Origin of the sequence: Niveispirillum sp. KHB5.9, from assembly GCF_048066115.1 — a bacterium.
Taxonomy (GTDB): domain Bacteria; phylum Pseudomonadota; class Alphaproteobacteria; order Azospirillales; family Azospirillaceae; genus Niveispirillum.
Map to the genome: position 1 here is coordinate 1 of NZ_JBLTYX010000044.1, position 14,354 is coordinate 14,354.

13 protein-coding genes are annotated in these 14,354 nt (G+C 67.1%); 9 read left to right on the top strand and 4 right to left on the bottom strand.

The window, feature by feature from the left end:
* A partial coding sequence (locus ACM9HJ_RS30525) for an AraC family transcriptional regulator ligand-binding domain-containing protein (protein ID WP_416575582.1) occupies positions 1-1,011 on the bottom strand: 1,011 nt, incomplete at its 3' end.
* 150 nt (positions 1,012-1,161) lie between these two features.
* On the opposite strand from ACM9HJ_RS30525, the gene ACM9HJ_RS30530 reads away from it, so the two are divergent.
* From ACM9HJ_RS30530 to ACM9HJ_RS30570, 9 genes are all read left to right on the top strand, one after another.
* Positions 1,162-2,484 (top strand): acyl-CoA dehydrogenase family protein, encoded by a 1,323-nt coding sequence (locus ACM9HJ_RS30530; RefSeq protein WP_416575583.1) that lies wholly within the window; start codon positions 1,162-1,164, stop codon positions 2,482-2,484.
* Between the two features lie 95 nt (positions 2,485-2,579).
* Positions 2,580-3,803, top strand: a complete 1,224-nt coding sequence (locus ACM9HJ_RS30535) for a thiolase family protein (RefSeq protein ID WP_416575584.1) — start codon at positions 2,580-2,582, stop codon at positions 3,801-3,803.
* Complete coding sequence (locus tag ACM9HJ_RS30540; protein ID WP_416575585.1) at positions 3,800-5,422, top strand: AMP-binding protein; 1,623 nt, start codon at positions 3,800-3,802, stop codon at positions 5,420-5,422. The genes ACM9HJ_RS30535 and ACM9HJ_RS30540 overlap by 4 nt, the downstream gene beginning before the upstream one ends.
* Positions 5,419-6,528, top strand: coding sequence for a saccharopine dehydrogenase family protein (locus tag ACM9HJ_RS30545; RefSeq protein ID WP_416575586.1), 1,110 nt, complete (start codon positions 5,419-5,421; stop codon positions 6,526-6,528). The genes ACM9HJ_RS30540 and ACM9HJ_RS30545 overlap by 4 nt, the downstream gene beginning before the upstream one ends.
* Before the next feature lie 113 nt (positions 6,529-6,641).
* On the top strand, positions 6,642-9,206 hold the full coding sequence (locus ACM9HJ_RS30550; protein WP_416575587.1) for a TonB-dependent receptor: 2,565 nt from the start codon (positions 6,642-6,644) through the stop codon (positions 9,204-9,206).
* A 97-nt stretch (positions 9,207-9,303) separates the two neighbouring features.
* The gene (locus tag ACM9HJ_RS30555) at positions 9,304-10,065 is read left to right on the top strand and encodes a glucose 1-dehydrogenase (protein ID WP_416575588.1); all 762 of its coding nucleotides are present in this window, start codon (positions 9,304-9,306) and stop codon (positions 10,063-10,065) included.
* A gap of 23 nt (positions 10,066-10,088) precedes the next feature.
* Positions 10,089-10,559 carry a DUF3237 domain-containing protein gene (locus ACM9HJ_RS30560; protein WP_416575589.1) on the top strand — a complete coding sequence of 157 codons (471 nt, stop codon included), beginning with the start codon at positions 10,089-10,091 and terminating at the stop codon, positions 10,557-10,559.
* An 11-nt stretch (positions 10,560-10,570) separates the two neighbouring features.
* Positions 10,571-11,344 carry a methyltransferase family protein gene (locus tag ACM9HJ_RS30565; RefSeq protein WP_416575590.1) on the top strand — a complete coding sequence of 258 codons (774 nt, stop codon included), beginning with the start codon at positions 10,571-10,573 and terminating at the stop codon, positions 11,342-11,344.
* Positions 11,345-11,374: 30 nt separating this feature from the next.
* Positions 11,375-12,361 (top strand): MDR family oxidoreductase, encoded by a 987-nt coding sequence (locus ACM9HJ_RS30570; protein ID WP_416575591.1) that lies wholly within the window; start codon positions 11,375-11,377, stop codon positions 12,359-12,361.
* Between the two features lie 276 nt (positions 12,362-12,637).
* Here the strand turns inward: ACM9HJ_RS30570 and ACM9HJ_RS30575 are convergent, their stop codons facing one another.
* From ACM9HJ_RS30575 to ACM9HJ_RS30585, 3 genes are read right to left on the bottom strand one after another with little or no spacing between them, the layout of a single operon-like run.
* The gene (locus ACM9HJ_RS30575; protein WP_416575592.1) at positions 12,638-13,435 is read right to left on the bottom strand and encodes a hypothetical protein; all 798 of its coding nucleotides are present in this window, start codon (positions 13,433-13,435) and stop codon (positions 12,638-12,640) included.
* 2 nt (positions 13,436-13,437) lie between these two features.
* Positions 13,438-13,608, bottom strand: a complete 171-nt coding sequence (locus ACM9HJ_RS30580) for a hypothetical protein (RefSeq protein WP_416575593.1) — start codon at positions 13,606-13,608, stop codon at positions 13,438-13,440.
* A complete protein-coding gene (locus tag ACM9HJ_RS30585; protein WP_416575594.1) occupies positions 13,574-13,741 on the bottom strand; it encodes a hypothetical protein in 168 nt (55 codons plus the stop codon). The genes ACM9HJ_RS30580 and ACM9HJ_RS30585 overlap by 35 nt, the downstream gene beginning before the upstream one ends.
* Positions 13,742-14,354 lie beyond the last annotated feature (613 nt).

Genomic DNA, 14,354 nt, shown 5'->3' on the forward strand with positions numbered 1-14,354 from the left:
CCGCCACTGCCGTGCCGTCGTGCCCGTCCAGCGCTTGAAGGCGCGGGAGAAACTGGCTGCTTCCTGGAAGCCCAGCATGTCGGCGATCTGTTCCACACTCAGCAGGGAGCGCTGCAAAAGGTCGCAGGCGCGTTGCTGGCGCACCTGGTCCAGGATCGCGCCGAAGGCCAGCCCCTGGTCCGCCAGTCGCCGGTGCAGGGTACGCTCCGACACGGCCAACTGGCGTGCCGTCTCGATGGCGCTGGGAAAGGTGCGGGCGGCACGCACCAGCACCGCATAGACCCGGGCCACGAACGGGTCCGTCACCCGTGCCTGTCCGATCAGCTGCGTACACATGCGCTGATAGGTTTCCTCCAGCAGCGGGCTGCCCATGGGCAGGGGTTCGGCACCGATGCCGGGCTTGAAAACCCAGCGGGTGCGCGCCTGACCGAAGCGCACGGGCACACCCAGCAGCCTTTCGCATTCCATCCAGTTGGGCGGGCGGACCAGCACGCTGTCAATCCGTTCCAGGGGGAAGGGTTCCTGCCGCATGTCGTGCAGGAACATGGTCGCCGAGCCCAGGGCCCGTTCATGCAGGAATTCCCACAGGTCGGGCGGGGCCATGCTGTCATCGGCCACCATCGAGGTCGGCTGCCCATCCTCGCTTTCCACCCGGTAGATCATCAGCGAATAGGTCAGGGCCTGGAACGCGTCCAGCACGCGCAGCCCTTCCGCGATGTCGGCCGCCGCCATCACGGCCAGACCCAGCGGCCCATAGGACATCAGCCGGTAGCGCATGCCCGTCTTCAGCCACAGGCCCGGCACGTGCCGGGTCGCGGCCGCGAACACCTGCTGGAAGCGCAGTTCCTCCGGTCCGCTGACCTCCCCATGCGGATCATGGGCCAGGATCGGGTCCAGCCCCGCCTGCCGGAACAAGGGCACCAGGGGAATGCCGGTTTCGGTCAGCACGGCCGACATGATCCGGATGCTCTGGTTGGACAACCGGACCGTCAGCAGGGAATCGCTTCGCATGGTCCCTCGCCGTTGTGAATGCCAGTATGGCAGTTAAAGACATTTTTTTGGCGGTTAAAGCCATTCTAATTTTAGGCCATCTGACGGAATATTCCTTTGCCAAGGAAACCGCCCCCGGCAATGAGGGGCGGGGCCAGGGAGGAGAAACAGATGGATCAGCGCCTGACGCTGCCGGAAGACGGTGTCGTTTCCGGCCCACGCCCCTTCGCGCAATGGGACAGTCCGCCTTCGGTCAAGCTGGGGCCCATGGGGGCCGAACCGCCGCTGCCGCCCACGGTGGCGGCATTGCGCGACAGCCTGCATGGCCTGGCCGACAAGGTGATGCGCCCCATCGGCCGGCATCTGGACCGGCTGACGGCCGAACAGGTGGTGGACAAGGGCTCGCGCTATTGGGAGTTCCGCCGCGAATATGCCAAGCTGGGCATCGATGTGGCCGGTCTGGCCGATTTCCCCGCCGAAGAACTGCCGGCCCTGTTCACGGTGCTGTTCGAGGAACTGGGCTGGGGTGATGCCGGCCTTGCCATCTCCGTCGGGGCCGGCATGCTGCCGCATTATATGGCGGCGAAGTTCGGCAACAGTTTCGTGGCCAAGACCTATCCGGAGACGCTGACCGGCTGCTGGGGCATCACCGAACCCGACCACGGGTCCGACATGCTGGACAGCAACAGCGCCATCGCCCATCCGCGCGGTGCCTATGGCCGGCCCAACTGCGTCGCCCGCATCGGTGACGGCAAGGTCACCATCCGCGGCCAGAAATCGGCCTGGGTGTCCAACGGTCCCATCGCCGACCTCTGCATCCTTTATTGCGCGGCGGAGACCAAGGATGGCGCCGCCGATCCCCATCGGGGTGCGGTGCTGGTGGTGCCCCTGGACGCGCCCGGCATTTCCAAGGGGAAGCCGCTGGAGAAGATGGGCCAGCGGGCCCTGCCGCAGGGGGAGCTGTTCTTCGACAATGTCGAACTGGATATCGACCATCTGCTGCTGGCGCCGGAGGATTACAAGAAGGGCGTCTATGCCATCCATACGGAGGCCAATGCCCTGATGGGCGCCACCTTCACCGGATGCGCGCGGGCGGCCTATGAGCTGGCCTTCGCCTATGCCCATGAGCGCAAGCAGGGCGGGGTGCCGATCATCCGCCACCAGGACGTGGCCAAGCGCCTGTTCCATATGGCGCGCAAGGTGGAGCTGTCGCGCGCCATCACCCGCCGCGTCACCAGTTTCAACATGGTGAACGACCAGCCGGCCCTGCAGGCCGCCATGTTCGCCAAGGTCACCGCCACCCAGCACGCGCTGGAAGTGGCCAGCGACGCCGTACAGATGTTCGGCGGCAATGGCGTGACCCTGGAATATCCGGTCGAGAAGATCTTCCGCGACGCGCGCTCCTCCCTGATCGAGGATGGCTGCAACGAGATCCTGGCCATCAAGGGCGGGACCCTGATGGTCGATCCGGACCTGCTGTCGCCGACGGCTTGAGACCTTCGTAGCGCGGATCGCGGCTCACGCCCGATCCGCGCTGCGGTCTCCGTTTCCCAAAAAGAACCAACGGACCTTCAAGAAGGATTCCGCCCATGAAGCAGCACGCCTTTATCGCCGGCGTGGGCATGACGCCGTTCGGCCGGCATCTGGACCGGACCCTGTCCAGCCTGGCGCACCAGGCCATCAATGAGGCGTTGGACGATGCCGGCATCCCCATCGGCCGTATCCAGGCCGTCTGGGCCGGCAATGCCGGGGCCGGCATCGTCACGGGCCAGGCGCTGATCGCGGGCCAGGTGGCCCTGCGCGGCCTGGGCCTGGGCGGGGTGCCCGTGGTCAATGTGGAGAATGCCTGCGCCACGGCGTCCACCGCCTTCCAGCAGGCGGCGACCATGGTGACCTTAGGCGCCTATGACGTAGTCCTGGCCTTTGGGGTGGAGAAGCTCTACCATGAGGACAAGGAACGGCCCATGCGCGTCTATATGGGCGCCACCGATATCGACCATCCCGAACAGCTGGACGCCTATCTGACGGGCGACCTGTCGGATGTGGACAGGGTGGCGGCGCCTAAGGACCGGCGGTCGGTGTTCATGGACATCTATGCCCGCATGGCCCGCGATTATATGGCGGCCAGCGGCGCCACGCAGCGCGACTTCGCCACTGTATCGGCCAAGAATTCCCGCCATGGCGCGCGCAATCCGCTGGCGCAGTTCCGGGACGAACTGACGGTGGAACAGGTGCTGGCCGCCCGGCCCATCGCCTTTCCCCTGACCCTGCCCATGTGCTCGCCCATCGGCGATGGTGCGGCGGCGGCGGTGATCGTGTCGCCCAGGGCGGCGGCGGAGCTGGGCCTGCCGGCCCCCGTCCATATCCGCAGCGCCGTGCTGAACAGCGGTTTCGACCCCGCCCCCGGCCGGGCATCGGTGACGACGGAGACGGCGGAGAATGCCTTCGCCCTGGCCGGTATCACGCCCGGCGATATCGACTGCCTGGAACTGCATGACGCCACGGCGCCGGCGGAGCTGATCTATTACGAGGCGCTGGGATTGTGCCCCCCCGGCGGCGGACCGGATCTGCTGCGCAGCGGGGCCACGACGTTCGGCGGCCGGGTGGTGGTCAACCCGTCCGGTGGACTGGTGCGCAAGGGCCATCCCATCGGGGCCACGGGCCTGGCGCAGATATTCGAGCTGACAAGGCAATTGCAGGGCCGGTGCGGCGCCCGGCAGGTGGAGGGTGCGCGGGTCGCCGTCGCCGAGAATGGCGGCGGCTGGATCGGCAGCGACGCGGCCGCCATCGTCATGACGGTGCTGTCCAGATGAGCGCGCTGCGATCCCCCCTGAAGATGGTGCTGGACGGCGTGGCGGCCTTTCCCGACCGCGATGTCCTGACCTTCGTCGATGTGCGGCCCGACGGGACCTTGGCCGAGGAGGTGCGCACCTATGCCGGCCTGCTGGCCCATGGCCGCACCCTGGCCGGTGCCCTGAAGCAGGCCGGCATGCAGGAGGGCGATGCCTTCGCCCTGGTCATGCGCAACCATCCCGAATTCGTCGATGCCATGGTCGCGTCGGAAATGGCGGGCACGGTGTTCGTGCCCATCGACCCGCGCACGAAGGGTGACAAGCTGTCCTTCATGCTGCGTTTCGCCGATTGCCGGGGCGCCATCGTCACCCCGGACGTGGTGGTTGAACTGCGCCCCCTGCTGCCGCGCCTGCCGCACTTGGACTGGGTCTGGGTGCTGGGCGGGGAGGAGGCGGACGGCATCTTCCATCCGCTGTCCACCGTGCTGGCCACGGCCGAACCCTGGGCCAATCCGCAGCCCCGGCCGCTGGCCGAGCCGATGCAGATGCTCTACACCTCGGGCACGACGGGTGATCCCAAGGCCATCCTGGCACCCTATGCCCGCTTCGCCGGGGTGGCGGCGCTGGGGTCGGTGATCGGCCTGACGGCGGAGGATCGGCCCTATACCGGCCTGTCGCTGACCCATGCCAATGCGCAACTGATCACCCTGGGCAACGCGCTTTCCATGGGGTTGCGTCTGGTGATCAGCCGGCAATTCACCAAGTCGCGCCTGTGGCCGATCCTGCACCGCTATGGCTGCACCATGTTCAACCTGCTGGGCGGCATGGCCACGGCCATCTTCGCGGAACCACCGGCCGCCCATGACCGGGGCCACAAGGTGCGCTATGTGCTGAGTGCCGGCATGCCGGCAGCCATGTGGCGGGCGTTCGAGGCGCGGTTCGCCCTGCGCGTGTTCGAATTCTACGGAGCGGCGGAGGGCGGGCTGACTTTGAACCCGCCCGGCACCGGCCCGGTCGGTTCCATCGGCAAGCCGCCGCCGGGCAGCGTCTGTGCCATCCTGGATGAGGGGGGCGGGGAACTGCCCGTGGAGGCCCAGGGCGAGATCTGCTTCCGCAACGCCGATGGCAGTGTCGCCCCCGTCGCCTATTTCTGCAACCGTGACGCCAGCGAGGCCAAGACGCGCGGCGGCTGGTTCCATACCGGCGATGTCGGGTTCAAGGATGCCGGCGGCTGGGTCTATTTCTGCTACCGCGCGGGTGACAGCATCCGCCGCAATGGTGACTTCATCAATGCGGTGGAGATCGAGGCGGCGGTGGCCGGTATGGCGGAGGTGGCCGACGTCCATGTCTATGGCGTGGCGACGCAGGGCAATGCGCCCGGCGAGAAGGAAGTGGTGGTGGCCCTGGTACCGCAGCCCGGATGCGAATTCGATCCCGCCCGCATCTTCAGCCATTGCGCCACCGCCCTGGGTTCGACCAGCATACCCAGCTATGTCCAGATTGTCGGGGAAATACCCAAGACCGCATCGGAGAAACCGCAGGCCCGGCATCTGATCGCCCTGCTGGGCGCCGGGGATGCGGTGGTTTTCAACAAGGAAGGGCCATGCACGGTGGCCGTGAACGGGAGGATGTCCAAATGAGCGCACCTGTCATCGTCTATGGGGCCAGCGGCTATACCGGCAAGCTGATCATGTGGCACCTGGCCGAGGCCCGCATCCCCTTCATCGCCGCCGGGCGCAGCCTGGAACGGCTGCGCGAGCAGGTTTCCCTGGTACCGGAACTGTCCGGCGCGCAGTACGAGATCCGTGCCGTCACCCATGACGAGGCCGCCCTGACCGAGCTGTTCCGCGGTGCCCGTGTCGTCTACAACGTCACCGGCCCCTTCATGCAGCTGGGGGAGCCCGTCGTCCGTGCCGCACTGGAGGCCGGCTGCCATTACCTGGACACGACCGGGGAGGCGGACTGGATGACCTTCATCCGCGACACCTATGGGGAGGCGTTCGCGGCCCGGGGCCTGCTGCTCTGCCCCGCCGCGTCCTACATGTGGGCGGCGGGCAATATCGCGGCGGAGATCGCGCTGGAAACCCCCGGCGTGGACAGCCTGGACATCCTCTACCTGGCCGACAGCAACACGTCGGTGGCGTCGACCAAATCCTTCCTGCGCATGTGCACCAAGCCGCAATATTACCTGGAGCATAACGCGCTGGTCATGTGGCCCTATGCCACCGCCTATGATGTGCGCGGGCCGGACCAGCACCGCCTGTTCAAGGCGCTGCCCTGGTCGGGCGGCGGGGAACCGGTCTGGTACCAGCATGACAGGCGCGTCAGCAACTGCCTGACCCTGGTCGCCTTCAAGAACCAGGCGATGTTCGGCGCCGTGCTGTCGGTGTTGCAGGAGTTCGAGGAGAAATACCGCGACCTGCCCGTGGAGGAGCAGGAAAGGGTGACCAACGAGATCGGCGGCACCCTGACCAGCGTGGAACCGGGCCGCGAGGATCCGGATCGCAACCGGTCCGTCATCTCTTGCATCGGGCGGGGCAATATGACGGGGGTCAGCGTCATCCTGCGCGGTAACGCACCCTATATGCAGACCGGCGCCCTGGCAGCGGAGGCCTGCCGCCGCATTCTGGACGGGCGCCTGCTGTCCACGGGCTTCCAGTCGCCGGCCCATGCCATCGGCGCCCGCGCCATCCTGAATTGCTGGGGTGAGCGCGGTTATCATTCCTGGGAGGCGCGGGCGACCTGACGCCCCCGCGTTTCCTCGAGAAACACCCAGATGGGACGCCCCGCTGCGGCCAGGATGCCGCGGCGAAAGGAAAACCGCGTCCCGGTTCAACGAACGAACGGGAGGTATCCACCATGAAGGCATCTTTGAGGTCCGCGTCGGCCACGGCCCTGCTGCTGGCCCTGGCGGCGAACGGCCCGGCCGCCGCCCAGGAGGCGGTGACGCTGGAGGAGATCGTGGTCACGGCGCAGAAGCGCGCCCAGAATTTGCAGGAAGTCCCCGTGGCCGTGTCGGCCGTCAGTGCCGACACGCTGGAAAGCCGGGGTATCAGCGAGACGTCGGACCTGATGGGCGCGATGCCCAGCCTGCAGGTGACCACGCCCTATGGCCGCACCCAGCCCAATTTCTCGCTGCGCGGCATCTCGGTGGCCAACGAGTTCTCGGCCTCCACCGCCTCGCCCGTCGGCGTCTATGTCGACGAGGTCTATCAGAGCTTCCGGGCCAGCCACGGCCAGCAGCTTTACGACCTGGACCGGGTGGAGGTGCTGCGCGGGCCGCAGGGCACGCTCTATGGCCGCAACACCACGGGCGGCGCCATCAGCTTCTTCACCAAGCGCCCGTCGCTGGAGGGCAACGAGGGTCACCTGACCCTGGGCTATGCCAATTACGATACCAAGACGGCGGAAGGGGCGGTGGAGGCGACGATGATCCCCGACCAGTTGGGTATCCGCCTGGCCGGCACCATCGCCAAGGGTGATGGCTGGCTGTTCAACCCCGTGCAGGACCGCGATGTCGGCACCACCAATTCCGCCGCCGGCCGCGCCACCCTGCGCTGGCAGCCGTCGGACGCGCTGGACGTGACCGTCAAGCTGTTCGCGGCGCGCGACAATCCCGTGGCCGCCACCCCCTATGCCCAGGGACAGCTGGGCGGTGGCAAGGACGCCCTGGGCTATTCCCGCTTCGCGCCCCAAGCCGCATTGGGCGGACGGTTGCTGGGGGAGGATGAGGTGGCGGCCGACCAGGGCGGCAACTATTTCACCTCCTCGCGCGGCGGTTCGCTGACCGTCAATTACGACCTGTCGGACGCGCTGTCGTTGACCTCGATCACCGGCTACGACACCGGTAAGTACCGCAACGCGCCGTTCGATTGCGATGGCTCGCCCAACGACCTCTGCTCCATCCGCTATTATTCCTCCAGCAAGAATTTCAACCAGGATATGCGCCTGGCCTATGAGGGGGAGGGGCTGAGTGTCATCGGCGGCGCCTATTACGGGCAGGACAAGGTCTATACCCACAACCAGCCGGATTTCTTCGGCGTGCTGCGGCCGCTGCTGCTGGGGGCGGGGCTGCCCGGTTCCTACGGCAATCCGGCCATCGCCACGCCGGACAGTATCGGCGTGATCCCGGCCTTCGCCCTGAACCCCAATCTGAAGCCCGGTGATGCCGGCTTCTGCGCGCCTGTCACCATCAATCCCAAGGGGTTCCTGGATGCCCGCTCGCTGCTGGCGCTGCTGGCGGACATCGCCGCCAACAATGACAGTGGCGGCGGCTTCGGCGGGGCGATCTCGGCGGCCTGTCGCTCCGCCGGTGCCCCGCCGTTCGCTCCCATCCTGGGTGACCAGTATTTCACGGTGAAGCGTCCGTCCAAGGCCATCTACGGCGATGTCAGCGTCGACCTGACCGACGATCTGAAGCTGGCCGTGGGCCTGCGCTATACCTGGGACAAGGTGAAGTACCTGAACGGCCGCACCACCATCATGGACCTGTCCGGCAAGAACATCATCACCAGCACCATTCCCTATTCCTATCCCTACAACGCGGCACTGCCGGCCCTGGACCAGACGGAGAACGCCAACCGCCTGACCGGCCGCGCCAACCTGTCCTATGATTTCACCGACGAGATCATGGGCTATGTCAATTACAGCCGCGGCTACCGGTCGGGCAGTTTCAACGGCCTGGCCTATCAGGGACTGAACCAGGTCTATTACATCCACCCCGAAAAGGTGGACGCGTATGAAACCGGCCTGAAGACAAGGCTGTTCGACCGGCGGGTGCAGTTGAACCTGTCCGGCTTCTATTACGACTATGCCAACCACCAGGTGACCCAGATCATCGGCGCCACCGCCTTTACCCGCAGTGCCAATGGCCGGCTGTATGGCGGGGAGGCGGAACTGACGGTGCAGGCGGCGGACGATCTGCGCCTGGACGCTACGCTGGGCCTGCTGAACACCAAGTACAAGGGCAACCGCATCGATGCGACGAACCCGTCCAGCCCCACCATCAATGTCAATGGCAACCCGTTCCCCAACGCGCCGAAGGTCACATTTTCCGGCGGGTTCGATTGGGATATCGCCAGCATTGGTCCGGGCGACCTGAAGCTGCGGGGCGACACGTCCTTCATGGGCAAATATTATTTCGACCCGTTCAAGGATTACGGCCAGAGCCCGTGTGACAAGCCGGCCCCCGGTTTCAACATCCTGCAGGCCGGCCCGGCCATCGCCTGCGGCAATCCCAGCTACTGGCTGTTCAATGCCCGCCTGACCTACGACACGCCCGACTGGTCGGTGGCCCTGTGGGGCAAGAACCTGACCAACAAATATTATTACAACTATGGGTTGAACATAAACATCTTCGGCCTGGACTACCTGAACCGCGGCATGCCCCGCACCTATGGCGTCGAATTCACGGCACGGTTCTAGAGCGGTTTCCCGGGACGGGAAGCCGCTCCGGCGGCGACTGCCGCCGCGCCGCACACGCGGCGCCGGCGTTTGAGGAACAAGTGTAAGGGGGGATCAAATGAACAGGTTTCAGGACAAGATCGTGCTGGTGACGGGGGCGGCCAACGGCATTGGGCTGGCCGCCGTGGCGGAATTCGCGCGGGAGGGGGCGCTGGTCGTGGCCAGCGACCGGGACGAGGCCGGGTTGGCCCGCGCGCTTGCCCCTCTGCGTGGGGTGGAGGCGCTGGTCCAGGATGTGACGGACGAGGCGGGATGGGATGCCATCGTGGCGGATATCCTGCGGCGGCACGGGCGTCTGGACGTGCTGGTCAACAACGCCGGCATCGGCATCATGGCCGATGCCGAACATTCCAGCCTGGATGTCTGGCGGAAGACCATGGCGGTGAACCTGGAAGGCGTCTTCCTGGGCACGCGCGCCGCCATCAAGGCCATGAAGGCGCGTGGTGGGGTGATCGTCAATGTCGCCTCCATCGCCGCCAATGTCGGCGAACCGCTGCTGGCCGCCTACAACGCATCCAAGGGCGGGGTGTCGCAGCTGACCAAGGCGGCGGCATTGCACTGTGCGGCGGCTGGCTATCCTATTCGCGTCAATTCCCTGCATCCCGGCTACACGGTGACGAAGCTGGTGACCGACGCCATCGCCAGCCTTGCCGATGAACAGGCGGCGGCGTTTTCATCATCGGTGCTGGCCAAAATCCCCCTGGGCCGGATGGCCGACCCGCGGGAGATCGCCCGGCCCCTGCTGTTCCTGGCCAGTGACGATGCCAGCTACATGACCGGGGCGGAACTGGTGGTCGATGGCGGCTATCTGGCCGCGTGAAGAAAATGGGGAGGAAACGGCGAATGACAGCGGAACTGCGCGGCACCTGGCTTTACGATGCCCATGTCGATCTGGGCACGCCGATCATGGTCGGCCCCACGCCGGAAGGGGTGCGGGCCATCTTTCCGGTCACGGGGGGCCGGCTGGAAGGGCCGCGCCTGAAGGGACGGTTCCTGCCCCATGGCGGCGACTGGGCCCGCATCCGCGGCGACGGGTCGATCGTGCTGGATGTGCGGGCATTGGTGGAAGCCGATGACGGCGCCCTGATCCACCTGACCTATGGCGGGCGGCTGGTCATCCCGGCGGAAATCCAGGCCCGGGTCCTGGACCTGGCCAATCCCGATCCGCTGGCCGGCGATCGCTATTATTTCCGCACCCTGCCTTTGTTCGAGACGGCGAGCCCCGGCCATGCCTGGCTGAACGGCATCTGTGCGGTGGGTGTCGGCCGGGTGGTCACGGGCGGTGTGGCCTATCGCGTCTACGCGATCGATTGAGGGAGGAAACCATGGTCGACGCCACCCTTTCGACAAGCATGCCGGAGCGCGAACCGGTGCCCACCTGGGCCCGGCTGATGCTGTGGATCCACAGGCATCTGATCTTCGAGGCGGCGGGCAAGCCGCGCATCAAGATCGCAACCGCGGTGAATTTCCACAAGATCGCCACCGTCTTCATCATCTACGCGATGATGGACCATTACGATAATTTCAGCACCGGGGCCTGGATCTATCTCTCCCTGCACGGGGTCTACGGCTATTGCTGGCTGATCAAGGATCTGGGGTTCAGGGACCATCAGCTGGACCGTGACACGGCCTGGTGGGGGGCGCTGAACATGTATGTCTTGCTGATCGCCTGGTACTGGCTGATCCCCTGGTTGTTCATCGCGCGGCATGTGGAACCGTCCGGGCCGATGCTGGCTGCCGCGGTGGCGCTGCACACGCTGGGTGTGGTGACGATGATCGCCGCCGACGGGCAGCGGCATTTCACGCTGAAGCACAAGTCGGGCCTGTTCACCGGCGGGCTGTACGCCTATACGCGCAACCCCAATTACCTGGGCGAGATCATGCTCTATTCGGCCTTCGCCATGCTGGCCGACCATTGGCTGGCCTGGGCGGTGGTGGGCCTGGCCACGTTTTCCACCTTCCTGCCGCGCATGTATCAGAAGGACCACGCCATCTCCCGCCATCCCGGCTGGGCCGATTACAAGGCGCGGACCGGCCTGCTGATCCCCTGGGGATTGCTGAACGGCCGCGCCCTGCTGGAGCGGTTGCGCCGTCCCTGAACCCGTCAAGCCGAACCCGAGGACACAGCCATGACCGATTTTCCCGCCATCCTGGTCGACAAGGACCAGGATGGAAGGCAGCACGCGTCCCTGACGCGCCTGAGCCCGGCCGACCTGCCCGATGCGGACGTGACCGTCGCGGTCGAATATTCGACCCTGAACTACAAGGACGGGCTGGTGCTGACGGGTGCCATCCCGTTGATCCAGCGCTTTCCCATGGTGCCGGGCATCGACCTGGCCGGCACCGTGATGGACAGCCGCGATCCGCGCTGGCGGCCCGGCGACCGGGTGATCGCCAATGGCTGGGGCCTGGGCGAGCGGCACTGGGGCGGCTATGCCGGCATGGCGCGGGTCGGCGGCGACTGGCTGGTGCCCTGTCCGCCATCGCTCACGGCCCGGCAGGCCATGGCCATCGGCACCGCCGGCTATGCCGCCATGCTTTGCGTCCTGGCCCTGGAGCGGCACGGGGTGAAGCCCGGTGACGGTGAGGTGCTGGTGACGGGGGCCGGCGGCGGCGTCGGTTCCGTGGCCATCGCCCTGCTGTCGGGCCTGGGACATCGCGTTGTCGCCTCGACCGGCCGGATGCAGGAAGCGGATTATCTGCGCCGGCTGGGGGCGGCGGAAATCATCGACCGTGCCGCCCTGTCCGCCCCCGGCGCCCCCATGCAGGCCGAGCGCTGGGCGGCCGCCATCGACACCGCCGGCAGCCACACCCTGGCCAATATCTGCGCCAGCCTGCGCTATGGCGGCGTGGTGGCGGCCACGGGCATCGCCCAGGGTGTGGACCTGCCGGCCAGCATGCTGCCCCTGGTGCTGCGCAACGTCACCCTGTGCGGGGTGGACAGCGTCCTGGCCCCCGCCGCCCTGCGCCGCCAGGCCTGGGACAGGCTGGCCACGGATCTGGACACGGACCTGCTGGAAAGCATGGTGACGGAAACCACCCTGCCGGACCTGCTTTCACGGTCGGGCGACATCCTGTCCGGCCGCATCCGCGGCCGGGTCGTGGTCAGGCTCTAAAACCCCGCCTCGCGCCGGAGCACGGCGATTGCGGTCGTCAGCGCGTGGGCGACCGGGCTCTGGCGCACCGTGGGCCAGCCGCCGGCCTCGGCGATGAAGCTGGCCTGCGCACCGGTTTGCAGGCGGCGCAGGTCACGCTCGCCGACATAGGCTTCGACCTGGGCCGTATCGGGGGCGGTCAGGGTGCCCAGCCATTCGCCGGTGGCCAGGGGGGCGGCATGTCGGCCAGCCGCCCGTCGAAGGGCGCGGTGACGGTCAGGCGGGCCTGTTCCAGCTTCAGGGCGGCTTGCTTGGCCTGGGCGGCGGATAATCCTCGCGCACGATGCGCACGATGCGCAGGGACGCGGCGGACGCGCGGTCCATGGTCAGGAAACTGTTCTGCCAGCGCAGGCGCGCCCGTTCCCGCTCCGTGCTGGCCAGACGGTGGGCCAGGTTCGGATCGTCCAGCCGGTAGAGCGGATCGCCCGCCTTCACCATGGCGCCCGACTGCGGCAGTACCGCCAGCCGGGCGCCGGCCGGGGCGTAGAAGCCCGCCTGCTGGGCCGCGCGCAGCAGGGCGGGTGCGCGCACGCTGCCGCCCCAGGGCATCAGCGCCAGGGCCAGTCCCGCCAGCGCCAGCAGGCCAGTGCGCAGGGTGGCGCGGTTGAAACGCAGGCCGCTTCGCCGCTTGCTCCATTCCGTCAGTTCCCGCCAGATCGGCAGGCCGATGAACCACACGATTTCCACCGCGAACAGGAAGATGCCCAGGAACAGGAAGAAGCGGTAGATCCAGACGCCATAGGCATAGAGGATCAGGAAGCGCCTGAGCCGGCCGGGCAGTTCCTCCGGCACCGGCTCTCCCAGGCCGAACAGCGTCTCGCGCAGATGCCAGCGGGCCAGCGCGAAGGACCGGTCCTGGAGATTGGCCATGTCCAGCGCGTCGGACAGCAGGAAATAGCCATCCGGGTCCTCCAGCGTCCAGCGCGGGGCGCCATGATGGTCGGGCGGTGCGGGATGCAGGTTCAGCTCTTCCCGTAGCGGGGGCAGGGGAATGGGCCTGGCCTCGTCGCCGGCATTGGCCATGGCGATCGCCATCGCTACCAGCCCAGCCAGAGGCGCAATGCCGCCAGCGGCCGGCGCAGGACATGCAGGGCCAGCACCGTCCAGCGCCCCTCCAGCTTGGCGGTTCCCTTCAGGCCGAGGCGCACCCTGTCGTTGCCGGCCAGGCTGTCCTCATCGAAGCTGCCGGTCAGCCGATAGGCCATCATGCCGTAGCAGCAGGATGCCGCCCGCCGCCATCGCCCATTTGCGCCGGTCCTTAAGCCAGAGATGGCGCTTCGCCCCCTTGCCGACCAGCGCCTTCCAGGCATGGGCATAGGCGCCGGCGGCCAGGTCCAGCAATTGCCGTTCCCCCTAGCCGAACGGCTCGTCCCTTGCCACCAGCAACAGGCCGACGGGCGGCATGTCCGCGCCGGCCACCAGGGGCAGCAAGCAGGGCATGGGCCGGCAGGTGCTCCGCCCAGATCGCCACCTCGTCCGCCGGCACATCCTCGGCCGTCAGCGTCCGGGCCATGGCCTGTTCCGGCGTGACCGGTCCGGTTAGCGCCTCCTGGGCCGCGAACATGGCCTGCCGGTTGGCGCTGGCCTGCGCGATCTGCTGGTCCAGTGTCACCGGTTCGGGTGTCACCGAACAGCCGGCAAGCACCAGCATCGGTCAGGTTGGGGCTGTCGATATCCGTGACCGCCAGGCTGGCGGCCACGGTCGTGGACCCGCCGGCCACGATGCCCACCAGGTCCAGGGTGTTGTTCACCATGGGCGCCAGCTTGACATTGATGGTCGCCAGGCCCAGTGCCGTAGCCTGGGTGGCGCCGCCATTGGGGTAGGCCGTCACCAGCGTCACACTGTTGCCGTTCACCCGGTAGTGGCCGCTGTCCGCCCCGTCGGTGACGGTCAGGTAGACATCGCCATTGTAGGAGGCGACATCCATGACCCGGGCCGTGCCGCTGCTGAGAG